The sequence below is a fragment of the Microbacterium sp. LjRoot45 genome (assembly GCF_964253325.1).
Taxonomy (GTDB): Bacteria; Actinomycetota; Actinomycetes; order Actinomycetales; family Microbacteriaceae; genus Microbacterium.
Map to the genome: position 1 here is coordinate 1,878,092 of NZ_CAXUQM020000001.1, position 22,825 is coordinate 1,900,916.

Annotated in this window: 24 protein-coding genes; 11 read left to right on the plus strand and 13 right to left on the minus strand. The window is 69.6% G+C overall.

Features of this window, described 5'->3' with window-relative positions; genetic code table 11:
- Positions 1-6: 6 nt before the first annotated feature.
- From ACSQ18_RS08925 to ACSQ18_RS08935, 3 genes are all read right to left on the minus strand, one after another.
- Entirely contained in the window at positions 7-2,043 is a 2,037-nt protein-coding gene (locus ACSQ18_RS08925; protein ID WP_436036851.1) for a peptidoglycan DD-metalloendopeptidase family protein, read from the minus strand.
- Positions 2,044-2,177: 134 nt separating this feature from the next.
- Positions 2,178-2,720, minus strand: a complete 543-nt coding sequence (locus tag ACSQ18_RS08930) for a DUF6264 family protein (protein ID WP_436036853.1) — start codon at positions 2,718-2,720, stop codon at positions 2,178-2,180.
- Positions 2,717-3,751 (minus strand): 4-hydroxy-3-methylbut-2-enyl diphosphate reductase, encoded by a 1,035-nt coding sequence (locus ACSQ18_RS08935; protein WP_144809345.1) that lies wholly within the window; start codon positions 3,749-3,751, stop codon positions 2,717-2,719. The genes ACSQ18_RS08930 and ACSQ18_RS08935 overlap by 4 nt, the downstream gene beginning before the upstream one ends.
- Before the next feature lie 134 nt (positions 3,752-3,885).
- Here ACSQ18_RS08935 and xseA point away from each other — a divergent pair, with 134 nt between their 5' ends.
- From xseA to ACSQ18_RS08975, 8 genes are read left to right on the plus strand one after another with little or no spacing between them, the layout of a single operon-like run.
- Positions 3,886-5,169, plus strand: coding sequence for an exodeoxyribonuclease VII large subunit (gene xseA / locus ACSQ18_RS08940; protein ID WP_436038413.1), 1,284 nt, complete (start codon positions 3,886-3,888; stop codon positions 5,167-5,169).
- Positions 5,166-5,387, plus strand: a complete 222-nt coding sequence (locus ACSQ18_RS08945; RefSeq protein ID WP_144808217.1) for an exodeoxyribonuclease VII small subunit — start codon at positions 5,166-5,168, stop codon at positions 5,385-5,387. The genes xseA and ACSQ18_RS08945 overlap by 4 nt, the downstream gene beginning before the upstream one ends.
- Complete coding sequence (locus ACSQ18_RS08950; protein ID WP_436036855.1) at positions 5,387-6,004, plus strand: DUF4245 family protein; 618 nt, start codon at positions 5,387-5,389, stop codon at positions 6,002-6,004. Before ACSQ18_RS08945 ends, ACSQ18_RS08950 begins: the two co-directional genes overlap by 1 nt.
- Before the next feature lie 38 nt (positions 6,005-6,042).
- Positions 6,043-6,642 carry a carbonic anhydrase gene (locus ACSQ18_RS08955; RefSeq protein ID WP_144809347.1) on the plus strand — a complete coding sequence of 200 codons (600 nt, stop codon included), beginning with the start codon at positions 6,043-6,045 and terminating at the stop codon, positions 6,640-6,642.
- Between the two features lie 50 nt (positions 6,643-6,692).
- Entirely contained in the window at positions 6,693-8,087 is a 1,395-nt protein-coding gene (locus ACSQ18_RS08960) for a class II fumarate hydratase (RefSeq protein ID WP_144809350.1), read from the plus strand.
- Positions 8,088-8,097: 10 nt separating this feature from the next.
- Positions 8,098-9,075 carry a sensor histidine kinase gene (locus ACSQ18_RS08965; protein WP_436036857.1) on the plus strand — a complete coding sequence of 326 codons (978 nt, stop codon included), beginning with the start codon at positions 8,098-8,100 and terminating at the stop codon, positions 9,073-9,075.
- Positions 9,072-9,725 carry a response regulator transcription factor gene (locus ACSQ18_RS08970; RefSeq protein ID WP_144808223.1) on the plus strand — a complete coding sequence of 218 codons (654 nt, stop codon included), beginning with the start codon at positions 9,072-9,074 and terminating at the stop codon, positions 9,723-9,725. Before ACSQ18_RS08965 ends, ACSQ18_RS08970 begins: the two co-directional genes overlap by 4 nt.
- A gap of 4 nt (positions 9,726-9,729) precedes the next feature.
- Complete coding sequence (locus tag ACSQ18_RS08975; protein WP_436036859.1) at positions 9,730-10,608, plus strand: metal-dependent hydrolase; 879 nt, start codon at positions 9,730-9,732, stop codon at positions 10,606-10,608.
- A gap of 85 nt (positions 10,609-10,693) precedes the next feature.
- Here ACSQ18_RS08975 and ACSQ18_RS08980 read toward each other — a convergent pair whose 3' ends face one another.
- The 3 genes from ACSQ18_RS08980 to ACSQ18_RS08990 form a co-directional block, all read right to left on the minus strand.
- Complete coding sequence (locus ACSQ18_RS08980; RefSeq protein WP_436036860.1) at positions 10,694-12,049, minus strand: PhoH family protein; 1,356 nt, start codon at positions 12,047-12,049, stop codon at positions 10,694-10,696.
- Positions 12,050-12,214: 165 nt separating this feature from the next.
- The gene (locus tag ACSQ18_RS08985) at positions 12,215-13,351 is read right to left on the minus strand and encodes an aminotransferase class V-fold PLP-dependent enzyme (RefSeq protein ID WP_436036862.1); all 1,137 of its coding nucleotides are present in this window, start codon (positions 13,349-13,351) and stop codon (positions 12,215-12,217) included.
- Between the two features lie 44 nt (positions 13,352-13,395).
- The gene (locus ACSQ18_RS08990; RefSeq protein ID WP_301040393.1) at positions 13,396-14,181 is read right to left on the minus strand and encodes an isoprenyl transferase; all 786 of its coding nucleotides are present in this window, start codon (positions 14,179-14,181) and stop codon (positions 13,396-13,398) included.
- Positions 14,182-14,282: 101 nt separating this feature from the next.
- Here ACSQ18_RS08990 and trhA point away from each other — a divergent pair, with 101 nt between their 5' ends.
- Positions 14,283-14,987 (plus strand): PAQR family membrane homeostasis protein TrhA, encoded by a 705-nt coding sequence (trhA, locus tag ACSQ18_RS08995; protein ID WP_436038414.1) that lies wholly within the window; start codon positions 14,283-14,285, stop codon positions 14,985-14,987.
- Here the strand turns inward: trhA and ACSQ18_RS09000 are convergent.
- Positions 14,959-15,270 (minus strand): hypothetical protein, encoded by a 312-nt coding sequence (locus ACSQ18_RS09000; RefSeq protein WP_436036863.1) that lies wholly within the window; start codon positions 15,268-15,270, stop codon positions 14,959-14,961. The two genes, trhA and ACSQ18_RS09000, sit on opposite strands and share 29 nt — an antisense overlap.
- Positions 15,271-15,336: 66 nt before the next feature.
- Here ACSQ18_RS09000 and ACSQ18_RS09005 point away from each other — a divergent pair, with 66 nt between their 5' ends.
- Both ACSQ18_RS09005 and greA read left to right on the plus strand, forming a co-directional pair.
- Positions 15,337-15,738, plus strand: coding sequence for a DUF4307 domain-containing protein (locus ACSQ18_RS09005; RefSeq protein WP_436036864.1), 402 nt, complete (start codon positions 15,337-15,339; stop codon positions 15,736-15,738).
- A gap of 81 nt (positions 15,739-15,819) precedes the next feature.
- Positions 15,820-16,311 (plus strand): transcription elongation factor GreA, encoded by a 492-nt coding sequence (greA, locus tag ACSQ18_RS09010; protein WP_144808237.1) that lies wholly within the window; start codon positions 15,820-15,822, stop codon positions 16,309-16,311.
- A gap of 18 nt (positions 16,312-16,329) precedes the next feature.
- Here the strand turns inward: greA and ilvA are convergent, their stop codons facing one another.
- The 6 genes from ilvA to ACSQ18_RS09040 all read right to left on the minus strand — a co-directional run bounded on the left by ilvA (position 16,330) and on the right by ACSQ18_RS09040 (position 22,797).
- Entirely contained in the window at positions 16,330-17,571 is a 1,242-nt protein-coding gene (gene ilvA, locus ACSQ18_RS09015; RefSeq protein ID WP_436038415.1) for a threonine ammonia-lyase, read from the minus strand.
- Positions 17,571-18,752, minus strand: a complete 1,182-nt coding sequence (locus ACSQ18_RS09020; RefSeq protein WP_436036865.1) for an AI-2E family transporter — start codon at positions 18,750-18,752, stop codon at positions 17,571-17,573. Before ACSQ18_RS09020 ends, ilvA begins: the two co-directional genes overlap by 1 nt.
- 77 nt (positions 18,753-18,829) lie before the next feature.
- Positions 18,830-19,396: a LemA family protein gene (locus ACSQ18_RS09025; protein WP_144808240.1), complete on the minus strand. Its 567-nt coding sequence runs from the start codon at positions 19,394-19,396 to the stop codon at positions 18,830-18,832.
- 77 nt (positions 19,397-19,473) lie between these two features.
- A complete protein-coding gene (locus ACSQ18_RS09030) occupies positions 19,474-20,787 on the minus strand; it encodes a D-arabinono-1,4-lactone oxidase (RefSeq protein ID WP_436036868.1) in 1,314 nt (437 codons plus the stop codon).
- On the minus strand, positions 20,784-22,016 hold the full coding sequence (locus ACSQ18_RS09035; RefSeq protein WP_436036869.1) for an alanine racemase: 1,233 nt from the start codon (positions 22,014-22,016) through the stop codon (positions 20,784-20,786). Before ACSQ18_RS09035 ends, ACSQ18_RS09030 begins: the two co-directional genes overlap by 4 nt.
- Before the next feature lie 97 nt (positions 22,017-22,113).
- On the minus strand, positions 22,114-22,797 hold the full coding sequence (locus tag ACSQ18_RS09040; RefSeq protein ID WP_436036870.1) for a hypothetical protein: 684 nt from the start codon (positions 22,795-22,797) through the stop codon (positions 22,114-22,116).
- Positions 22,798-22,825 lie beyond the last annotated feature (28 nt).

Sequence of the window (22,825 nt, forward strand, 5' to 3'; positions counted from 1 at the left end):
CCTGGTTCAGTACGTCGCGCCGAGCAGCACGTCGCGCGGGTAGAGCAGTTTCGCGACCCCGTCGACCTTCATCGCCAGATGCAGGTGCGGGCCCGTGGAACATCCCGTGGACCCGACCTCGCCGATCTTTTGGCCGGCTTTCACCGTCTGTCCGTTCTTCACGGAGAACGCACTCAGGTGGGCGTAGGTGAGCACGAACGTGGTGCCGTCGATCTTCGTCTCGACGAGCACCTGCTTCTGGCGCGTGTTGTTCGGCGCCCACGACGGGCAGCCTGACGTGATCCAGATCTCCTGCACGGTGACCTTGCCACCGCGCATGGCGTACACCGGTGTGCCGGTGCGCGCGGCGAAGTCGTCGCCGCTGTGGCCGGAATAGGTCGTCATGCTCGCCGACGGACGGATGGGGAACGCCCACCCGTACTTGCCCGGCACACTCGCCGTCGCCGCCGACGTGTCGGAGAACGCGGCGAGCTTCTTCCCGGTCCAGGTGGACACCCCGTCGACCTCGACGAGCCGCAGCGCACCCGCGTTGTCGAGCGTCAGAGCGACCACCGCGTATCCGGCGGTACCCGCGCTCCACTCCGGCGTCGTCCTCCCCGACGAGTACACGCCCAGTGCACCGTCTTCGCGGAGCAGAAGGATCGAGTCGATGGTTCCCGTCGTGCGCGTCGTGCGCTGGGGCACACCGTTCTTGCTGAGCACGACGTTCCCGTCGCCCTGCACCGTGAAGCGGTAGACACCGTTCGGTGAGGCCAGGTAGGTACCGGTGCGCATCGGCACCCCGGGCCGGAGGGTCGAACCGAGGGACCAGGATGCCGTGCGCTTGGGCGACGTGCGAGTGACGGTCAGGTAGCCGCTGCGGGTCGCGGTGACGGTGACGGTGATCGTCCGACCGGCCGCCCACTCCGGCACCTTCCACGTCGCCGCGGTGGCGCCTGCCACGACCGCGCCGTCGACGCGCCACTGGTAAGCGAGCTTGGGGGTCGGAGCCCACGTGCCGATGACGGCCGTGAGTGTGCGTCCGGCCGCGACGCTTCCGCTCACCGTCGGGGTCGGCGCCGACGTGAAGCCGTACTTGGCATCCACGGCGGTGCTGGTCCGAACGACCGATGTGTATCCGGACTTCGACCCCGACACGCGGACGGAGATCTCATGGCCCGCGTCGGCCGTCACGAGGGTGCGGGTCTTGGCGGTCGCGCCCGTGATCGCGACCCCGTCGCGCAGCCACTGGTAGCGCAGGGTCACCGGCGACGGTCCCCAGGTTCCCGGAGACGCCGTCAAGGTGGAGCCGACGGTGGGAGTTCCGCTGATAGCCACGCGGGACGGAACGGTGAGCACACGCGGCACCTTCACCGCCGGGCTCGTCCTCCTGGTCGTCGTGTAGCCGGCCTTGGCCGCCGTGACTCTCACCGTGACGGAGGCGCCGGCGTCCGTCGACGTCAGCTTGTAGGTGCGGCTGGTCGCTCCGGTGATGGCCTTGCTGCCGCGATACCACTGGTAGGAGAGGGTCGTCGGCGTGGGCGCCCACGACTCATGGGCGGCCGTGACGGTCCGCCCCACGGCGATAGTCCCGCTGATCGAAGGGGTCGGCGCCGACGCGAAGCCTCGCAGCACGATGACGGCGGAGCTCGTGGCCCGGGTGGTCGTGTAGCCCGATCGCGTCGCGGTGACGCGCACCGCCACTTCCTGATCGATGTCGTCACTCGTCGCCACGTAGGTGACCGAGGTCGCGCCGGTGATCGCGACACCCGCACGGAGCCACTGATAGCGGACGGATGAGGGTGTGGGCGCCCAACTGCCGGGCGCCGCGGTGAGGGTGCGGCCGACCGTCGGCGACCCCGACACGGTGGGCTTTCCTACCGTGGTGAACGACTTCGTCGGCGCGGGAGAGGGTGTCGGAGTCGGGGTAGCGGTCGGTGACGGGCTCACCGCACTCTGCGGTCGTGGCGCCGCTGTCGCGGGCGAGACGGCGACCGCGCCGGCGATCACCAGGGCGATCCCGGTCAGCACCGCCACGGCACGCCGAGGGAGGGCACGTGGCATCACTGGCTCCCTCCCGGGGGGTGTCGGGGGCGCGCCGCAGGCGCAGCGTCACGGTACCAGATGTGACTGAAGTGACTGAAGTGACGTGCCGAGACGAATGTGATTCGACCACGTCGCCGAAAGGGCAACCGGCGTCAACCCGCTCGGAGCACGCCCTCCATGACCGCGGGGTCACTCAGCAGGGGAACGCTCAGGCACAGGCTCACCAGGGTGAACGTCACGACAGCGCCGGCGAGCGGGATCCACCAGGACAGGGCGCCTCGCACGATGGCCCACCACGAGAGCAGGGCGGAGGCGATCCAGCCCGCCGCGAAGATGAGCGCGGCCGCCGTGCCCCACGCGCGCCCCACGGCGGTCGCCGTGAACGACGCGTCGATCCCCGCCATCTGCAGCCACATGTCGGCGAACGAGGAGTAGTCGATCAGTTGCGGGATGGTCGTCACGACGGTGAACAGACCGTACGCGAGGAGCGCGACGGTGATGAAGCGGTCCCGGCGTCGGGTCGGCGTGGCGGCGTCCGGCACGGCAGAGGCGGATGCCGTGGGAGTCGCGACCGGCTCAGGCGTCGGCGCGACCGGGAGAACAGGTGTGCCGCCCGAGCGTCGGATGATCTCCTGCTGCTCCTCCGGCGTCGCGTACTCGCCGTACTGCGGTGCCGGGCGAGGCTCCCCTGTCACGAGCTCGACCGACCGCCGAGGGCACGATCGTCGCGACGCCCGCTGGCATCCTGGCGCAGCTCCTTGGGCAGCGAGAACATGAGGTCTTCCTCGGCCGTGCGCACCTGCTCGACGTCGCGGTAGCCGGCACCGGCCAGCTCGGAGAGCACCTCCTGGACGAGCACCTCCGGCACCGACGCACCCGAGGTCACCCCGACCGTCTCGACGTCGTCGAGCCAGGACTGCTCGATCTCGTGCGCGTAATCGACGCGATACGCGGCCTTGGCGCCGTACTCGAGCGCCACCTCCACGAGACGCACGCTGTTGGACGAGTTGGCCGAGCCCACGACGATGACCAGATCGGCATCCTTCGCGACCTTCTTGATCGCCACCTGTCGGTTCTGCGTGGCGTAGCAGATGTCGTCGGAGGGCGGGTCCTGCAACTGCGGGAAGCGCTCGCGGAGCCGGCGCACGGTCTCCATCGTCTCGTCGACCGAGAGCGTGGTCTGCGAGAGCCAGACGACGCGCGAGGGGTCCTTCACGACGACGGTGTCGGCTTCCTCCGGAGAGTTCACGACCGTGACGTGGTCGGGAGCCTCCCCCGCCGTGCCTTCGACCTCTTCGTGCCCTTCGTGGCCGATGAGGAGGATCTCGTGGTCGCTGCGAGCGAAGCGCACCGCCTCGCGGTGCACCTTGGTCACGAGGGGGCACGTCGCGTCGATCGCGTGCAGTCCGCGATCCGCCGCGGCCGAGACCACCGCGGGCGAGACGCCGTGCGCGCTGAAGACGACGTTCGCCCCCTCGGGGACTTCGTCGACCTCCTCGACGAAGATCGCACCCTGCGCCTCGAGCTCGGTCACGACGTGGATGTTGTGCACGATCTGCTTGCGCACGTACACGGGGGCGCCGTAGCGCTCCAGCGCCTTCTCCACAGCGATCACGGCGCGGTCGACACCGGCGCAGTAGCCGCGCGGGGATGCGAGGAGCACCCGCTTCTGTCCGGACACCGGGTTATCCTGGAGCCGCCCACGCGGCCCCGGTATGCGGGGCAGGGGCAGGGACACGACGGAGGCACTCACCCTCCGATTCTACGAGGCGCTGGATGGCAGCGGCCTGAGCGCCCGCCGAAGGAGAGTGTGTGACGTCGTTCGAGCCGGCCGAGGGCCAGACACCGCCGCCCGATTCGGTGCATCCGCGGGACTCCTCGGCGCAGGTCCCGACGTCCGTCTCCCGGCTGAACGAGACCATCCGCGACTTCGTGCAGCGGTGGAACTCGGTCTGGGTGGAGGGCGAGGTGACTTCCTGGAATGTGCGCGGCGGTCACGTCTTCGGACGATTGAAGGATGCCTCGGGCGACGCCGCCATCTCGTTCCGACTCTGGTCTTCGACGCTTCAGCGCCTGCCCGAACAGATGCAGGTCGGCGACCGCGTGGTCGCGTGCGTCAAACCCGACTACTTCGTCAAGAGCGGCGACTTCACGTTCACCGTCTCTTCGATGCGGCACACGGGCCTTGGCGACCAGTTGGAGCGGCTCGAACGCCTGCGCGCACAACTGCGGGCAGAGGGGCTGTTCGACGCGGCGCGCAAGCGCGCGGTGCCCTTCCTCCCCCACGTCATCGGCCTGATCACCGGTGAGCGCAGCGACGCCGAGAAGGACGTCCACCGCAACGCGGAGCTCCGCTGGCCGCAGGTGAGGTTCCGGACGATCCATGCCGCCGTGCAGGGCGACCGCTGCGTGCCCGAGACGATTGCGGCGCTGAAGGCGCTCGACGCGGATCCCGACGTCGATGTCATCGTCATCGCGCGCGGCGGCGGCGACCCGCAGACGCTCCTGGGCTTCAGTGACGAACGCCTGCTGCGCGCTGTGGCGGCTGCCACGACTCCCGTCGTCTCCGCCATCGGCCACGAGAACGACCACCCTCTTCTCGACGACGTCGCCGATCTCCGCGCGTCCACCCCCACCGACGCGGCGAAACGGGTGGTGCCCGACGTCGCCGAGCAACGGGCCCTCGTCCAGCAGCTGCGCAGCCGCGCGCGCACCCGGCTCACCCAGCGCGTCTCCCACGACGTCGCCCAGCTCGAACAGCTGCGCTCACGCCCGGTGCTGCGCGATCCCGAGTCGCTTCTCACCGGCAGGGCGCAGGACGTCTGGACCCTCCAGTCGCGCGGGCGGGAACTCGTGCGCCGCCGGATGGATGCCGCCGCCACCGCCACCGCCGAGCTGCGCGCCGGCCTTCGCGCGCTCTCACCCGGAGCGACCCTGGCGCGGGGATACGCCATCGCTCACGTCGGCGAGGGCGTGATCGTGCGCGACGCGGCGCAGGCACCGGCCGGCACCGAGGTCGTCGTCACGGTCTCCCGTGGATCGTTCACGACGCGCTCCGACGGCGAGCTGGCCGCCGACCCTGGCACAGAGCGGGCCGCAGCGACCCCGGAGACGACACCGCAGGACCGTAGGATGGAATCATGACGAGCGACAGCGCCACCGACGTCGCGAACCTGTCGTTCGAGCAGGCGCGCGACGAGCTCGTGCGAGTCGTCGCCGAGCTCGAACAGGGCGCTCCTACGCTCGAAGACTCGCTGACCCTCTGGACGCGGGGCGAGGCGCTCGCGGCGCGGTGCGAGGAGTGGCTGCTGGGCGCCAAGCGCCGCCTCGACGCGGCCCGCTCCGCCGACACGGAGTCGTGATGGCATCCGGTCCTCGGATCGTCGCCGAGCTGGGTCGCCCCGAGACCCCCGACGAGACCGCCGCCCGCAAGGCGGAGTCCTCGCGCGTCTACCGATCGAGTCAGACCTTCCGCAATCTCATCGCGGCGCTCATCGCCACGGTCGCCGTCGTCGCCGTCGTCTACTTCGGCGTCCCTCGCGGCACTCCGCCCGCCCCCGAGCCCGTCGATGTCTCGGCCGCGGCCTCCGTCGTGTCGAGCGATCGGGGCCGTACCGTCGTCGAGCCGGAGGTACCGGCATCCTGGCGTGCGAACGCGGCACGCGTCGAGGACGGCGCCTGGACGGTCGTCTACGCGCCGCCGAAGGGATTCGTGCGCATCGCGCAGGGCTTCGATGCCGCCGAGGACTGGCCGACGACACTGCTGGGCGGCTACGCGCCGACGGGCACGACGACCGTCGACGGCATCACCTGGGACGTCTACGACCTCCCCGGCGACGCGGGCATCCGCTACGCGCTCGTGACGGATGCCGGTGCCGACACGGTGGCCGTCTACGGTTCCATGTCGGCGGAGACCGCCAAAGCGGCCGCCGCCGGGCTGGCCGACCAGATCCGCACCCTTCGGGAGGAGACACCGTGAGCGACGAACGACCCACTCCGACGACCGTCTGGGACGAGATGCGCCGCGGCAACGCGCGCTTCGTCGCCGGCGAGCCGCGTCATCCCCGCCAGGACGTCGAGCGGCGCCACGAGCTCGCGAGCGCCCAGAAGCCGCGCGCGGTGCTCTTCGGCTGCTCGGACTCGCGCCTCGCGGCCGAGATCATCTTCGACAAGGGCCTTGGTGATCTGTTCGTCGTCCGCAACGCCGGCCAGGTCGTGTCGGACTCGGCGATCGCCAGTATCGAATACGCCGTCGCGGTGCTCGACGTCTCCCTCATCATCGTGCTCGCCCACGACCAGTGCGGGGCGGTCCGCGCCGCCATCGACTCCACCGCTCTCGACGCCCCGGAACTGCCGCCGCACATCTGGCGCCTCATCGCCAAGATCGTCCCGGCCGTCAAGCGCGTCCTGCGCACCGCGCCCGACGCGACGGCGGAGACGGTGGATGCCGAGGCCGTCGGCGCCGAGCACCTGCGCGGCACGGTCGACGAGCTCCTGGCATCCTCCCGCCTCATCGCCGACGCCGTGGCCGAGGGGCGGCTCGCGATCGTCGGGGCGAACTACCGACTCGGCGAGGGAACCGCCGTGCCGCAGGTCAGCGTCGGACTCGACGACTGATCTCCACCGACAACTCAGCGACAGCCACAGGAAACGAGGACGTGACCGCCATGACCGACACCGAGTACCGCATCGAGCACGACACGATGGGCGAGGTCCGCGTGCCGAAAGACGCGCTGTACGCCGCGCAGACGCAGCGTGCCGTCGAGAACTTCCCGATCTCGGGGAGCGGACTGGAGTCGACGCAGATCGCCGCGCTCGCCCGCATCAAGAAGGCTGCGGCACTGGCGAACAAGGAGCTGGGCACGCTCGACGGAGCCATCGCCGAAGCGATCGCCTGGGCCGCCGATGAGGTCATCACGGGGCGGTACGACGGCGAATTCCCCGTCGACACGTATCAGACCGGCTCCGGCACGTCATCGAACATGAACATGAACGAGGTGCTCGCCACCCTCGCGACGCGTCACCTCGGCGCGCCGGTGCACCCCAACGACCACGTCAACGCGTCGCAGTCGTCCAACGACGTGTTCCCGACCTCGGTGCACATCGCGGTGACCCAGGCGCTCATCGACGATCTCATCCCCGCGCTCGACCACCTCGCGGTCGCCCTGGAGGCCAAGGCGGAGCTCTGGAAGGACGCCGTCAAGTCGGGTCGCACCCACTTGATGGACGCCACGCCCGTCACGCTCGGCCAGGAGTTCGGCGGCTACGCCCGGCAGATGCGTCTCGGCATCGAACGGGTGCAGGCCGTCCTCCCCCGCGTGGGCGAGGTGCCGCTCGGCGGCACAGCTGTCGGCACGGGCATCAACACGCCGCTGGGCTTCCCGCAGAAGGTCATCGCGCTGCTCCAGGCCGAGACGGAGCTTCCCATCACGGAGGCCAAGGACCACTTCGAGGCCCAGGCCAACCGCGACGGCCTCGTCGAGGCATCCGGGGCCCTGCGCACGATCGCGGTGTCGCTCACCAAGATCAACAACGACATCCGATGGATGGGCTCCGGGCCCAACACCGGCCTCGCCGAACTGCACATCCCCGATCTCCAGCCCGGGTCCTCGATCATGCCGGGCAAGGTCAACCCCGTCGTCCCCGAAGCCACGCTCATGGTGTGCGCGCGGGTCATCGGAAACGACGCGACGGTCGCGTGGGCGGGCGCCTCCGGCTCGTTCGAGCTCAACGTGGCGATCCCGGTCATGGGAACGGCGCTGCTGGAATCGATCCGCCTGCTGTCGAACGCCATGCGCGTGCTGGCCGACAAGACGATCGACGGCCTGCAGGCCAACACGGAACGCGCGGCAGCCTACGCCGGTATGTCGCCGTCGATCGTGACGCCGCTCAACAAGCTCATCGGCTACGAGGCGGCGGCAAAGATCGCCAAGCACTCCGTCGCCAAGGGCATCACGGTGCGCGAGGCCGTCATCGACCTGGGATACGTGGAGCGCGGTGAGCTGACCGAAGCGCAGCTCGACGAGAAACTCGATCTCCTGTCGATGACCCACGCGGGTTGATAATCGGAGAGTGAATCGGGCGACTAGCGTGCACTCCCGCCGTACGCGCACCCTCGGACTCTTGGTCGCCGTCGTCGCGGCCGGGTTCGCCCTGGCCGCCCTCGGCGTCGTGCTCGTGCACGTCGTCACCGCTCAGCCGCTCCCGTGGGCGGCCATCCCCGTCTACGCGACGGTCTCGGTCGCCACGCTTCTCGTGATCGGCATCGTCGGCTGGACCATCCTCCCGACCGTCCCTGCCGAGCACCTCTCGAGCGACCGCGACGAGACGGCCTACGAAGCGCAACGACGGCTCCTGGACGACGTGCGGCACGAGCTGAAGACCCCGATCACGATCGTTCGAGGCCACCTCGAGGTGATGGACCCGAACGATCCGGCCGATGCCGCAGCGATCCGCGATCTCGGTATGGCCGAACTCGACCGCATGACGCGGCTCATCGGCGACATCGACCTGCTCGCGGCGGTGGAGACCGACAAGTTCACGATGTCCGAGGTCGACCTCGCCCAGCTCACGCAGCGCGTCGGCGAGCTCGTGACGGTCATCCCCGACCACGCGTGGAGTGTCGAGCAGACCGCGGATGCCGTGATCCGCGGCGATGGCGACCGCCTCCTCCAGGCGTGGCTGCAATTGGCCGACAACGCGGCGAAGTACACGCCGGCGGGAAGCGCGATCGAGGTGGGGAGCGCCGTCCACGCGGGCGGCGTGCAGCTGTGGGTGCGCGATCACGGCCCCGGCATCCCTCCCGCCCTTCGCCATCGCATCTTCCGTCGCTTCGATCGCGGGACGGGCAAACGCTCGGTCGGGGGTTCGGGCCTGGGCCTCGCGATCGTCGATGCGATCGCGAAAGCGCACCGCGGCCACTGCGCGATCGCCGACACCCCCGGCGGCGGCGCGACGTTCACCCTGGAGATCCCGGTCGGCACCAAGGCCCCTGTTCCCTCGCCGGTGCGCGCCGGCGATGTCCTGATGCAACGAGAGGCCACCGGATGACACGCATCCTCGTCGTCGACGACGAACCCCACATCGTCTCCCTCGTCACGCGCAGTCTGCACGCCGACGGCTACGAGACCGTCGTCGCGGAAGACGGTGCGGAGGCGTTGGAGCGCGCTCTCGAGCCCGACATCGCCCTCGTCGTCCTCGACGTGGGACTCCCCTCCATGGACGGCTTCGAGGTGCTCCGTCACCTGCGCGCCCGCGGCAGTGCGATCCCCGTGATCATGCTCACGGCGCGCAGCGGCACGAGCGACACGATCGAAGGCCTGGATGCCGGGGCGAGCGACTACGTGGCGAAGCCCTTCGCGGTCGCCGAGCTCCTCGCCCGCGTGCGTTCGCGCTTGCGGGAGTCCTCGACGGCTCCCGTCCTGCTGACGCGGGGCGACGTCTCGCTCGACGTCCTCGCCCGCCGCGTGACGGTCGCCGACCGCGAGGTCGACCTGTCGGCCCGGGAGTTCGCGCTGGCGGAGCAGTTCCTCCGGCATCCGGGCGAGGTGCTCACGCGCGAGGTGCTGCTGAGCCGCGTATGGGGCATGGACTTCGACCCGGGCTCCAATGTCGTCGACGTGTACGTGCGCTATCTGCGCGCCAAGCTGGGGCCCGACAACATCGTCACCGTACGTGGCGAGGGCTACCGCTGGGATTGAACCGGTGACGCTCCCCCGACACGACACCCTCGTGACCTACCCCGATGGAGCCACGACCTCGACGGGCACCGTGGTCCACGTCGAGAGCCTCGGCGAGGGACGTTCCGCCGTCCTCCTCGACCGCACGGCGTTCCATCCCGTCGACACGGCCTGGCCCGATCAGCCCACCGACCGCGGCGTCCTCCGCGACGGTGACGACGTCTGGCCCGTCCTCGACGGCCTCACGGGCGGCATCCATGACGAGGCGCTCCATGTCGGCGCCGACCTCCCCGTCCGCGGCGGAACGGAGGGGTGGACGTTCGTCGTCGCCCACGTCGTCGAGGGCGACGCTCCCGATGTCGGCCGTGTCGTCACGGTCGAGGTCGACGCCGCCCACCGCCGCGCGCTGTCGGCCGGGCACACCGGATGCCATCTGGCATCCCTCGCGCTGGATGCCGCCTTGGCGGGAGCGTGGACGAAGTCACCACCGCTCGACGCGAGAGGGGTGCCCGCGTTCGATCAGTTGGCCATCCAGCGCTCCCGCATCGTGACGGGCGGCTCGGTGGACACCTACCGGATCGGCAAGTCGCTGCGCCGGAAGGGATTCGACCCGAGCGTGCTCGCGGACCTCGCGCCGATCGCCGCAAAGGTCGATGCGCAGTTGGCGGTCTGGATCGGACACGGTGGCGCCGTGCGCATCGATCGCGCGGCCGAGGACCTGTCCGCGCGCCGCACCTGGGTATGCGCTCTCCCCGACGGCGACGTGTCCATCCCGTGCGGGGGCACGCACCTCGCCTCTCTCGCGGAGATCGAGGCCGTCGCCGTCGAGCTCCGCACGAACGAGGTCGAGGGCGGCCTGGAACTCGAGATGGTCACGCGGGTCACTCTTCGCGATTTGCACTGACGCGCGCGGGACTTACACCGTCCTCCCTGCGAACGACGGCCCGGCGGTGTCGGTTGCCACCGATGCCGCCGGGCCGTTTCGTTTCTCAGCTGAGTTCGCCCTGTTCCAGCAGATCGGTGACGAGAGCGGCGATCGCCGAGCGCTCGGAGCGCATGAGGGTCACGTGCCCGAAGAGATCGTGTCCCTTGAGCGTCTCGATGACGCTCGCCACCCCGTCGTGGCGTCCGACGCGGAGGTTGTCACGCTGTCCGACGTCATGGGTGAGGACCACGCGGGAGTTCTGCCCCATGCGGCTGAGAACCGTCAGCAGCACGTTGCGTTCGAGCGACTGGGCCTCGTCCACGATCACGAAGGCGTCGTGCAGCGACCGGCCACGGATGTGCGTCAGCGGCAGCACCTCGAGCATCCCTCGCTCGACGACCTCCTCGAGAACGTTGCCGGAGACGACCGAACCGAGGGTGTCGAAGACCGCCTGGCCCCAGGGGTTCATCTTCTCGGACTGGTCTCCGGGAAGGTAGCCGAGTTCCTGGCCGCCGACGGCGAACAGCGGCCGGAACACGATGATCTTCTTTTGCTGCTGACGCTCGAGCACCGACTCGAGGCCCGCGCACAGCGCGAGCGCCGACTTGCCGGTGCCGGCCCGCCCGCCGAGCGACACGATCCCCACCTCGGGGTCGAGCAGGAGGTCGATGGCGATGCGCTGCTCGGCCGAACGGCCGTGCAACCCGAACACGTCGCGGTCCCCGCGCACGAGCCGGAACTCGCCGTCGCCGGTCACGCGGCCCAGCGCAGAGCCTCGCTCGGAGTGGATGACGAGGCCCGTGTTGACGGGAAGCCCGCGCACGTCCTCGCTGAGGGCCACCTCGCTCTCGTAGAGGTCGCTGACGTCGTCTCCGGACACGTCGATCGACGCGATCCCGGTCCAGCCGGAGTCGATCGCCTGCTCGGCCAGGTACTCCTCGGCGTAGATGCCGAGGGAGGCGGCCTTGACGCGCATCGGAAGATCCTTCGAAACGACGGTCACCTCGTGACCCTCCTGCGCGAGGTGCATCGCGACTGCGAGGATGCGGGTGTCGTTGTCGCCCAGGCGCATGCCGGCCGGCAGGATCGTGGGGTCGGTGTTGGTCAGCTCGACGCGAAGAGTTCCGCCGTCTCCGACCGCGACCGGGAAGTCGAGTCGGCCGTGCTCGATGCGCAACTCGTCGAGGTGCCGGAGCGCCTGACGGGCGAAGTAGCCGAGCTCGGGATCGTGGCGCTTGCCCTCGAGTTCCGTGATGACCACCACGGGGACGACGACGGAGTGCTCCGCGAATCGGAAGAACGCACGCGGGTCGCTCAGCAGGACGGAAGTGTCGAGGATGTAGGTCCTCAGATCCTGTTCGGCGGCGGTGTTCCCGCCGGTGCTGACGCGGCGCTGCTGCTCTGGTGCTCGTGTGGTCACAACCCACTCCCGCCCCGGGTGGTGTTCACCCGGCTGTCACGAGTCGACCAGGGGCCACGAGTCGTGGATGGCCGACTCGAACGGGCGCCTTGCCCGATGTGATGACCGTACGTCGCCGCTGTGTCGCGTACGGTCCGCGACACGCCGCGCGATGTGTCCGATGCGTTAACTCTCGACGACCGCGAGGGCGGTGGGCGTCAGGCGGTGTCCTGCAACATCGGCCAGCGCGTCGCCGAAGAGCCGCAGCGTGTCGGAGACGGTGCCCGCGTGGGCGCTCACGCGGACGATCCCGCCGCGCGCCGTCGCGGTCACCCCGTGATTGGCCAGTGCCGCGGCGATCGCGCTGGCATCCGGGCCCTCGGGAACGAGGGAGACGATCCCCGCGTGGCTGTCACGCGGGGTGAGCACCGGCACGCCGTAGCGGTCGGCGAGCGCCATCATGTGCCGCGCTCGATCGCGCACGGTGGCGGCGATGTCCGTGACGCCGACGTCACGAATCTCGCGCAGGGCAGCCGCGAGCCGGGATGCCGCGAGCGGATCGGCGCGGGAGATCTCGTAGGCACCGGAACCCGCCGCCGGTACCGGCGTTCCTGGTGCTCCGATGTCGTCGTCCGATCCGGAGATGCCCGACAGTACGGGAGCGATCCGCTCGCGTGCCCGAGCCGAGAAGCGGGCGAACCCGGTCCCTCGCCCGGCCCGCAGCCACTTGTACCCGTGTCCGCAGACGACGTCGGCCGCCGCGTAGTCGGCTTCCGTGACCCCGAACCCCTGAATGGCGTCGACGATGAGCAGGCGGTCACCGATGACGTCGCGGATCGCGGTGAGGTCGGCCACGTGCCCCGTGCGGTAGTCGACCAGGCTCAGCGCGACGGCGGTCACTTCGTCGGAGAGCGCGTCGCGCACGGTTTCCGGCGTCACGAAATCGGCGGGCAGGTCGCACACCCGCAGCTTCCCGAGTGCGTCCTGCGCCCGACGCGCCGCGACGGTGAGAGCGGGGAACTCCGCGGGCGACACGAGGACGTCTCCGGTGAGCCCGAAGAAGGCGTGCAGGAGGCCGATCGAGGTGGAGGGCTGGAGGGTGACCTCGTCGACCGCCGCGTCGAGGAGTTCGGCGACGAGCGTCCGCGCCTCGTCGACACGGCCGTTCACGAGACCGATGCCCGATCGACGTCCCGTGGCGAGGAGTTCCGCATCGGCGGCAGCCTCCACCTGCACCGCGGGCGACAGGGGTCCGAACGCCGCCCAGTCGAGATACCCCGGCTCCTCGTCGAACGTCTCGAGGTACGACTCCAACTCGATCACCCCTCCAGTCTGTCATGGAGGTGTCAGCTGCACCGCGGGTCCGGTCAGCTGCCGAATCGGCGGTCTCGCGACGCGAAGTCGCGGATCGCCCGGAGGAAGTCCACCTCGCGCAGGTCGGGCCCGAGCGCCTCCACGAAGTAGAACTCCGAGTGCGCCGACTGCCACAGCAGGAAGTCGCTGAGCCGCTGCTCCCCCGACGTCCGGATGACGAGGTCCGGATCGGCTTGACCGCCGGTGTACAGGTGCTCACCGATCTGCTCGGGGGTGAGACTCGCCGCGAGTTCCTCGAGGGAACCGCCGCGTTCCTGATGCTTGCCGATGATGCGGCGGACGGCATCCACGATCTCGCTCCGGCCGCCGTACGCGACCGCGAGGTTGACGTGCAGACCCGTGTTCCCGGCCGTCCGTTCCTCCGCGGTGCGCAGCGCGCGCGCCAGATCCGCGGGCAGCATCTCGGCGCGGCCCACGTGCTGGACACGCCAGTCGGGTTCGTGGGAGATCGCGTCGGCGAGCTCGGCGATGATCTCGATGAGATCGGCGAGCTCTTCCGAGTCGCGCTTGGAGAGATTGTCGGTCGACAGGAGGTAGAGCGACACGACGCGGATGCCGAGATCGTCACACCATCGAAGGAACTCCCGCATCTTCGCGGCGCCCGCGCGGTGTCCGTGGGCGACCGTCGCGTACCCGGCCTGCCGGGCCCACCGGCGATTGCCGTCGATCATCATCGCGACATGATGCGGCACCGTCTGGGGTGTGAGTCGCCGTCGGAGACGCGAACTGTAGAGACGGTAGAGCAGCCCTTTGCCCTCACCCGCGCGGTTCGCCGTCACGGCTCTACGCTACCGCTCGCAACCTCTGTCCCGTATGTGAGACGCGGCATACCGCGCGGCGTAGGCTCGAAGGCGTGACCGCCACCGATGACGGGGCCGAGATGCCCCAGCTCCCTCTGATCGACGCGGCCTCCGCGAGTGCCCACGTCGAGTTGAAGCCGACCTGGCGGGGCTGGATCCACGCGGCCACGTTCCCCGTGGCGATCGCTGCCGGGATCGTGCTGATCGTCGTGGCCGAGGGCGCGACCGCGAAGTGGGCGAGCGCCGTCTTCATGGCGACCTCTCTCCTCCTGTTCGGCAACTCGGCGCTGTACCACCGGTTCGACTGGGGGCCGAGGACCAAAGCCGTCCTGAAGCGGATCGACCACGCCAACATCCTCTTGCTGATCGCGGGCACCTACACCCCCCTGGCCGTGCTCGCGCTCGTTCCGGAGAAGGGCACGCTGCTCCTGATCCTGGTGTGGTCGGGGGCGCTGGTCGGCATCCTGTTCCGGGTCTTCTGGATCCACGCGCCGCGCTGGCTCTACGTCGCGCTCTACCTGCTGCTCGGGTGGGCGGCGGTGATGTACCTCGTGGACCTGCTGAACGCCAACGCCGCGATGATGGTGCTCGTCATCGTCGGCGGTCTCCTGTACACCGGCGGCGCGATCGTCTACGCGCTCAAGCGTCCCAATCCGTGGCCGGGCCACTTCGGGTTCCACGAGATCTTCCACGTCTGCACGGTCCTGGCGTTCCTCTGCCACTGGACGGCGTGCCTGCTGATCGCGCTGGGGCCGTTCAGCCCTTCGCTGGGTCTTCCGGGGTGACGTCGTCGCCGGTCGCGTCGCCGTCGACAGCGGCGGCCTCCTCCGCGGCACGTGCGGCGGCCTCCTCGGCCTCTTCCGCGTCGAGCTGTTCCGCGATCTCCGCGCGATACCGGCCGCGGCGGATGCGGCGGATCATGTCGATGAGCAGGAAGACCACGGCCAGCGCGATGACGGCGATTGCGATGAAGCCCGCCACACCCGGTGTCACGTTGTCGGGGTTCACAGACGGTGACGGCGACGGCACGAAAGGAGTGTTGGTCGCTATCCACGTGAGCGGCTGCATCTGTCCTCGTTCCGCGCGCAGAGCGCATAGCCTGGAAGTCCAGCCTAGAACGTCACGGATGCCGAGATGACCTCCCCCGAAACCACCTCCTTGCTCGACGATCGGTACGGCCGCGTGTCGCCGCGAGTCCGTCGCACACGCTGGATCGTGGGTGGCGTGCTGGCGGCCGCCGTGATCGGGTACTTCGGTTGGACGACTGTCGCACGCACCATGGATTCGGTCGACGTCGACACCACCGGATTCCACTCCGTCGACCCACACGGCATCGCCGTGGACTTCCAGGTGACGCTGCGCGCGGGAGAGCCAGTCGCCTGTGCGCTGGAGGCGCAGGACACCGAACACGGGATCGTCGGCTGGCGGATCGTCGAGTACCCCGCCGACCCGGCCCACACACGCCGCTTCAGCGAGACGATCCCCACGACGGCGCTGGCCACCACCGGTTTGGTGACCTCCTGCTGGATCCCGTAGTCTGATCCGACACCTTTCACGCCCCGGCACGTTCGCCGGGGCGTTCGGTTTACCACCGAACACGAACACCAAGGAGTCGACGTGTCCAGCGACAGCACCGTGACCTTCCTCACCCAAGACGCCTACGACCGGCTCGTCGCCGAGCTCGAGCACCTCTCCACGACGGGACGCGAGGAGATCGCCAAGCGCATCGAGGCCGCCCGCGAAGAGGGCGACCTCAAGGAGAACGGCGGCTACCACGCCGCGAAGGACGAGCAGGGCAAGCAGGAGGCGCGCATCCGCACCCTCCAGCATCTCCTGAAGGACGCGCAGGTGGGCGAAGCACCCGAGTCCGACGGCACCGTGCAGTCCGGCACGGTCGTCACCGCGATCGTCGCGGGCGGCGAAGAGGTCTTCCTCCTCGGCAACCGGGAGATCGCCGCCAACTCCGAACTCGACGTCTACAGCGAAGCTTCTCCGCTGGGCTCCGCGATCCTCGGCCTCCGTGAGGGCGAGAAGACCTCGTACACCGCGCCGAACGGCCGGGAGATCGCTGTCGAGGTCGTGAAGGTCGAGACCTACGCGGGCCAGTGAGCCGGAGATCTGGTCGCGTCAGTCGGGCATGACCCGCGGCTGGAAGCCCGCGCCCTCGAGCACCGAGATGACGTGGGCGCGGTGCTCCTCGCCCCTCGTCTCGACGCTCAGCTGCAGGATCACCTCGCTGATCTGAAGGCCCTGACCGTGCCGCGTGTGCAGCACCTCGGTGACGTTCGCACCGGCGATGGACAGGAGCTCGGACACGCGCGCCAACTGGCCCGGCCGGTCGGGCAGCGGGATCTGTAGCGTCATGTAGCGACCGGATGCCGCGAGCCCGTGTGCGACCACGCGCTGAAGCAGGAGCGGGTCGATGTTTCCGCCGGAGAGGACGGCCACGGTGGTCCCGGTCGCGGCAACCTTCCCGGCGAGGATCGCTGCGACTCCGACGGCTCCTGCAGGCTCGACGACCTGCTTCGCGCGTTCGAGCAGCACGAGGAGCGCGCGTGCGATGTCGTCGTCCGTGACCGTCACCACCTCGTCGACGAGGTCGCGGATCACTTCGAACGGCACATCGCCCGGCCGGGCCACGGCGATGCCGTCGGCGATCGTGGGCGTGGTCTCGACCGTCAGCGGTTGCCCTGCCGCGAGCGACGACGGATACGCGGCCGAATTGGCGGCCTGCACGCCGATCACCCGAACGGTGCGGCCATCGGCGGCTGCTCGAGCCTTGACCGCGGCGGCGACACCGGCGATGAGGCCCCCGCCGCCGATGCCGAGCACGACGGTGTCGAGGTCGGGCACGTCGTCGTAGATCTCCAGCCCCAGCGTGCCCTGACCGATGATGACGTCACGGTGGTCGAAGGGGTGGATGAGCACGGCGCCGGTGCGGGCGGCGAACTCAGCCGCCAAGCGCAGCGGCGTCTCCACCGTCTCGCCCTCGAGGATCACATCTGCGCCGTAACCGCGGGTGGCGAGGAGCTTGGGCACGGGAACGCCGAGCGGCATGAAGATGGTCGCCGCGATGCCGAGCTTCTGCGCGGCGCGGGCCACTCCCTGCGCGTGGTTGCCCGCCGAAGCCGCGACGACTCCCCGTGCCCGCTCCTCCGCCGTGAGGCGTGACAAGCGATACGCGGCACCGCGGATCTTGAAAGATCCTGTGCGCTGGAGGTTCTCGAGCTTCAGGTGGACCGTCGTACCCAGCACATCACTCAGATGCTCAGAGAGGTCGATCGGCGTGCGCACGGCGACGTCCCGCAGGAAGGCGGCGGCATCCTCGAACTCCGTCAGGGTGGGGTGGGTGAGCTGCGTCGACTCCATCACGCGGGCGTCCTCCTCGGGCGGGGCACGGTGCTCCAGATGAGATCTTCGGGTCCGGGCATGCCGCCGGTCTCCCATTGCCGTCGCGACAGATACAGGGCGACGACGTTGATGAATGCGGCGAGCGGCACAGCGAAGAGGGCTCCGGGGATGCCGGCGATCATCGCACCGCCCGCGACCACGAGGACGACAGCGAGAGGGTGCACCTTCACCGCGGCGCCCATCATGAGCGGCTGCAGGACGTGGCCTTCGAGCTGCTGGACGCCGAGGACGACGAACAGCATCCACAGCGCCACCCACGGGCCGTTGTAGACGAGGGCGAGGAAGACCGCGAGAGCCCCGGTCACGACAGCACCGACGAAGGGGATGAACGATCCGAGGAAGACGAGCACCGCCACGGGGATGGCGAGCGGCACGCCGAGGAGGAAGGCGCCGAGTCCGATACCGATCGCGTCGATCGTCGCGACGAACAACTGCGTGCGCGCGTAGGTGACGACCGTGACCCACCCGGAGCGGCCGGCCCCGTCGACAGCGGTGCGGGCACGCGACGGGAAGAGCCGCACGACCCACCGCCAGATGCCGCCGCCGTCGGCCAGCGTGCACAGCAGGATGAACAGCGTGAGCAGCGCACCCGTCACGACGTGACCCAGGGTGGAACCAATCACGAGCGCCCCCGACAGCAGGAGCTCCGCCTGCTGCTGCACGAGAGTCCAGCCTTGAGCGAGCAGGCCGTCGATCTGCTCGGCCGTGAGGTGCAACGGTCCGTCGATGAGGTACTGGCGCAGCTGCGCCACCGACTCGACCGTGCGCGATCGCACCGACGCCCACTCCCGGGTGATCTGCCAGATCGCGAGGTACAGGAGGCCTGACACGACGGCTATCGTGCCCACCACGCTCACGATGAGCGCGAGCCATCGCGGAAAGCGGCGCCGCAGCATCCACGTGAACGCCGGCCACACGAGGGCCGTGACGAGCAGGGCGATCAGCAGCGGAATGACGAGCAGCTTCAGCTGGATGACGATCCAGATGAAGATCGCGGCCGCCGCCGCGATCACGACGAAGCGCCACGCATATGCCGTCGCGACTCGCAGCCCTCGGGGCAACGAACCGCCGATCTCCGTCGACACGGTCCGTGAGCGGAGCGAATCGAGGAGGGACCCGCGCGGCTTCGGATCGGTCATCTCGTCAGTCTACGACCCGCTGTATGCCCGAGAGGGCACGGAGAGAGACCGGCACCCGGGCGACGTCGCGAGGGGTCTCAGAACTGGATGCGCGGCGGTTCGGCGATGGCCGCACCGTCGACGACCTCGAAGAACTCGCGCTCCGAGAAGCCCAGGTTCCGCGCGAACAGGTTGTTGGGGAACACCTTGATCTTCGTGTTCAACTCGCGCACGCCGCCGTTGTAGAACCGGCGGGAAGCCTGGATCTTGTCCTCGGTGTCGACGACAGACTGCTGCAACTGCAGGAAGTTCTGGCTCGCCTGCAGTTGCGGGTATGCCTCGGCGACCGCGAACAGCGACTTCAGCGCCTGCTGCATGTGTCCTTCGGCGACACCGGCATCCACCGGCGTCGACGCCGTGATCGTCTCGGCTCGAGCCCGCGTGACGTTCTCGAAGACCGCCTTCTCGTGCGCCGCGTACCCCTTGACCGCCTCGATGAGGTTGGGCAGGAGATCTGCGCGCCGCTTCAGCTGCACCGTGATGTCGCTCCAGGCCTCGTCGACGCGCACATTGAGCGCGACGAGCGAGTTGTACGTGGCCCAGAGGTAGATCCCGACGATCACGGCGAGACCGACGACGATCAATACGGGGATCAGGATTTCCATACGGCTCCCATCAGTGTGTGCTCATCCTAGCCGGGGTCGCGAGGGCCTCCGGCGCGCGTGGACCCCACTCCCAGGCCTTACCCACCGAGCACTCGGTCGAGATAGGCGTTGCGGAACCGACGCTGCGGATCGAGGCGGTCGCGGAGCGCGACGAAGTCGTCGAAGCGCGGATACAGCGCGCGGAGGCTCGCGGCATCCTGTGTGTGCATCTTCCCCCAGTGAGGCCGACCCCCGTGAGCGCGCATGACCTCTTCGACGGCGGCGAAGTACGCGGTCGGGTCGGCTCGCCAGTACCTGTGCACGGCGATGTAGCCGCTCGCCCGGCCGTAGGCCGTCGACATCCAGCGATCGTCCGCGGCCGCGGTGCGGACCTCGACGGGGAACTCGATGGGCCGGCCGTGCTCCTCCACGACGCGCTGGAGGCCGCGGAACGCGTCGCCCAGCCTCTCGACAGGCACCGCGTACTCCATCTCGCGGAAGCGCACACCGCGCGCGGTCGCGAAGACGCGGTGCGAGGCATCGGAGAACGAGCGGTCGCCCCACACCTTCGCGGAGAGCCGATTGATCGCGGGCACCGCGGCCGGAGCGGTGCGACCGACCGAGCAGACAGCCTGATGGACGCCGTTGCCCACGAGGATGTCATCGACCCAGCGCGCCAGGAGCGGCTGCGGAGCGGTGACGGTGTCGGCGGGGAGTCGGGTGTTCGTCTTGGTGAGCGCGACATCGGTGTGCGGGAACCAGTAGAACTCGAAGTGATCGGCGTCCGCGAAACGCCGTTCGAGGTGCGCGAGCACGTCGTCGAGAGGCTCCGGCCGCTCCACCGCCTGCACGACGAACGCCGGCACGCACTGGATCGTGACGTCGACGAGGATGCCGAGCGCCCCGAGCCCCAGCGCCACCGCCGGCAGGAGCTCCGGGTTCTCCTCGTCATCGACCGTCAGCAGGTCACCGTCGGCGGTCACCAGCGTGGCCCCGACGATCTGCGTCGCGATGCCGCCGAAGCGGCTGCCCGTTCCGTGGGTGCCGGTCGAGATCGCACCGGCGATGGACTGCCGGTCGATGTCGCCGAGGTTCTCCATCGCAAGCCCGTACGGCGCGAGGAGCGCGGGGATGCGGTGGAGTCGTGTCCCCGCGAGAATCCGCACCCGCGACCGCTCGCGATCGACCGAGACGAGACCGGACAGATCGTCGAGTTCGAGGAGCACCCCCGGCGAGACCGCGATGCCGGTGAAACTGTGGCCCGCGCCCACCGCCTTGATCGGAAGGCCGCGCGCTGCGGCTGCCGCCACCGAGCGGCGGACGGCGGCCACCGTGGGCGGGTACTCGACGCGTTGCGGACGCACGCGCTCGGTGCGGGACCAGTTCTGCCAGAGGCCGCCGGGTCGGGTCACAGGAAGCTCTTCCCTTCGCCTCGATACGTGGGGGTGTCGCCGACGAGCTCTGCGCCGGAGGTCAGCAGGTAGCGATCGACACGTTCGGCGAGCTCACCGCTCTTCGCATGCCGGAACCACACGCGGTCACCGACGCGCAACGACTTCGCCGCCGCACCCTGGAGCGGAGTCTGCACCTCGCCTGTGCCCTCGCGGTCGAGGGTGAGCAGTCCTTCCGGCCAGACCGGCCGCGCTTGACGGGACGCCAGGGGCGGACCGGATGCCACCCATCCCCCGCCGAGCACCGTCGCGATGTCGGCGGTCGGCTTGCGGACGACTTCGAGCGCGAACGCCGCGGCGGGTGCGGGCTCGAACGCGCGGTAGCCGTCGAAGAGATGCCCGGCGAGCAGTCCGCTGCCGGCTGTGGTCTCGGTGACCGACAGGTCGCTCGCGGTGAACTCCAGCGAGCCCGTCCCTCCCCCGTTGACGAATTCGAGCTCAGCGACCCGTCCCACGGCGGCGACGATGCGGCCGCGACGCTCGGCGAGCTCTTCACGACTGCGCGACTGCATCCAGCGGATGACGGCATCCCCCGATCCCGTGTCGTCGGGCTGACCGGCGATCTGCGCCTCGTACATCATGAGTCCCACGAGCCGGAAGCCGTCGCGGGAGACGATGCCGCGCGCGAGCCGCTCCACCTCGGCGGGCTCATGCACCGGGGAGCGGCGGACGCCGATGTGACCGAGGAGGGGGGCCCGCCACGAGGCATCCGCGTCGATCGCGACCCGCACTGGCGGACGCGACCCCGGACGCGCAACGGCGTCGACGAGGTCGAGCTGAGCGAGGTCGTCGACCATGAGCGTGATGCGCGCGGCCGCCTCCTCGTCGGCCAGGAGCCGAGCGAGGGCATCGCGGTCGGCCGTGGGATAGCCGAGGACGACGTCGTCACGCGTCTCGGCGAGCCACAGCGCCTCCGGCAGCGTGAAGGCGAGGATGCCGCGGTAGCCCGCCAGGGCGAGGGAGGCGTCGAGCACTTCGCGCACACGTATCGACTTGCTCGCGACCCGGATCGGCACGCCGCTCGACCGGACGACGAGGTCGAGAGCGTTGAAGCGCAGCGCGCTGAGGTCGATGGAGGCGACCGGCCCCGACACGGACGCGATGGCTTCCGTGCGCGCGGACCAGTAGGCCGCGGCGTCCGTCCAGGGTCTACCGGCCGGCGCGGGAATGTCGAGCAGATCGAGGGTCATCCGGGCTCCTTCGCAACGCTGCCCCCAGCCTAGAGCGAGACCGAGTGTTCCCCCGCGTGAGACTCGGAATCGATTCCGGGCGGAGATCGCCGCACCGTCATACGGGGCGAATCGACTCCAATTCGCGGCGGAGGTCCGCGTGCAGCTCAACCCGGCCGACGGCTGGATGCCGTGAGAGCGGCGGGGACGACTCGTCGCCGACCGCGAGGGCCTCAGCGGCGAACACCCCCGCGCGATCGAGATCGCCGCGATCCCGGGCGACGCGTGCCCTCGCGACCAGGAATCTCAGGACGAGATCGCGGAGGAACCCGCTCGCAGCGATGTCTGCTTCGCCGAGATCGAGCCATGCCTCCGCCTCCTCGAGTTCATCGGCGGTACCCCGGTGCTGGAGCAGTTCCGCCAGCGCCAACTCCAGGACTCCGTAATCGCCCCGCCAGCCGTCGGGGTTCGAATGACGGTCCTCGAGCAGATCTCTCAGAAGCGGCTCCGCTTCATCGGATCGCCCTCGCCGCACCAGCGACAGGGCGAGATCTTGGCGGGCCCACAGGGCCCGCATCGGATCGGATGCGCCGTGCTCGTCGATGACACGTCGAAGCAGCGCCAGGCCAACAGTCTGGGCAGACTCGTCGTCCTGATCGACGAGGTGCAGGCCTTGGATGTGGAGGTACTGGGCGCGGCTCCCCGCCCGGGCGCGACGAAGCTTGACCTCGAACGCCGCGGCCACCTGATCGTTCCACGTGGAAGAGCGGAACCACTCGGTGTCGTCATCGCGCGGCGTCATGGCGTCCAGGATGCCTTGAGGTGCCGCT

What these genes read in the sequence shown, in the direction of transcription:
- ACSQ18_RS08955 (WP_144809347.1), top strand. Translation starts at nt 6,043, where the DNA reads ATGCGCCGCGGCAACGCGCGCTTCGTCGCCGGCGAGCCGCGTCATCCC.
- trhA (WP_436038414.1), top strand. Translation starts at nt 14,283, where the DNA reads ATGCCCCAGCTCCCTCTGATCGACGCGGCCTCCGCGAGTGCCCACGTC.
- ACSQ18_RS08925 (WP_436036851.1), bottom strand. Translation starts at nt 2,043, where the DNA reads ATGCCACGTGCCCTCCCTCGGCGTGCCGTGGCGGTGCTGACCGGGATC.
- ACSQ18_RS08970 (WP_144808223.1), top strand. Translation starts at nt 9,072, where the DNA reads ATGACACGCATCCTCGTCGTCGACGACGAACCCCACATCGTCTCCCTC.
- ACSQ18_RS09020 (WP_436036865.1), bottom strand. Translation starts at nt 18,752, where the DNA reads ATGACCGATCCGAAGCCGCGCGGGTCCCTCCTCGATTCGCTCCGCTCA.
- ACSQ18_RS09005 (WP_436036864.1), top strand. Translation starts at nt 15,337, where the DNA reads ATGACCTCCCCCGAAACCACCTCCTTGCTCGACGATCGGTACGGCCGC.
- ACSQ18_RS09035 (WP_436036869.1), bottom strand. Translation starts at nt 22,016, where the DNA reads ATGACCCTCGATCTGCTCGACATTCCCGCGCCGGCCGGTAGACCCTGG.
- ilvA (WP_436038415.1), bottom strand. Translation starts at nt 17,571, where the DNA reads ATGGAGTCGACGCAGCTCACCCACCCCACCCTGACGGAGTTCGAGGAT.
- ACSQ18_RS08960 (WP_144809350.1), top strand. Translation starts at nt 6,693, where the DNA reads ATGACCGACACCGAGTACCGCATCGAGCACGACACGATGGGCGAGGTC.
- ACSQ18_RS09040 (WP_436036870.1), bottom strand. Translation starts at nt 22,797, where the DNA reads ATGACGCCGCGCGATGACGACACCGAGTGGTTCCGCTCTTCCACGTGG.
- ACSQ18_RS08950 (WP_436036855.1), top strand. Translation starts at nt 5,387, where the DNA reads ATGGCATCCGGTCCTCGGATCGTCGCCGAGCTGGGTCGCCCCGAGACC.
- ACSQ18_RS09000 (WP_436036863.1), bottom strand. Translation starts at nt 15,270, where the DNA reads ATGCAGCCGCTCACGTGGATAGCGACCAACACTCCTTTCGTGCCGTCG.
- ACSQ18_RS09025 (WP_144808240.1), bottom strand. Translation starts at nt 19,396, where the DNA reads ATGGAAATCCTGATCCCCGTATTGATCGTCGTCGGTCTCGCCGTGATC.
- ACSQ18_RS08945 (WP_144808217.1), top strand. Translation starts at nt 5,166, where the DNA reads ATGACGAGCGACAGCGCCACCGACGTCGCGAACCTGTCGTTCGAGCAG.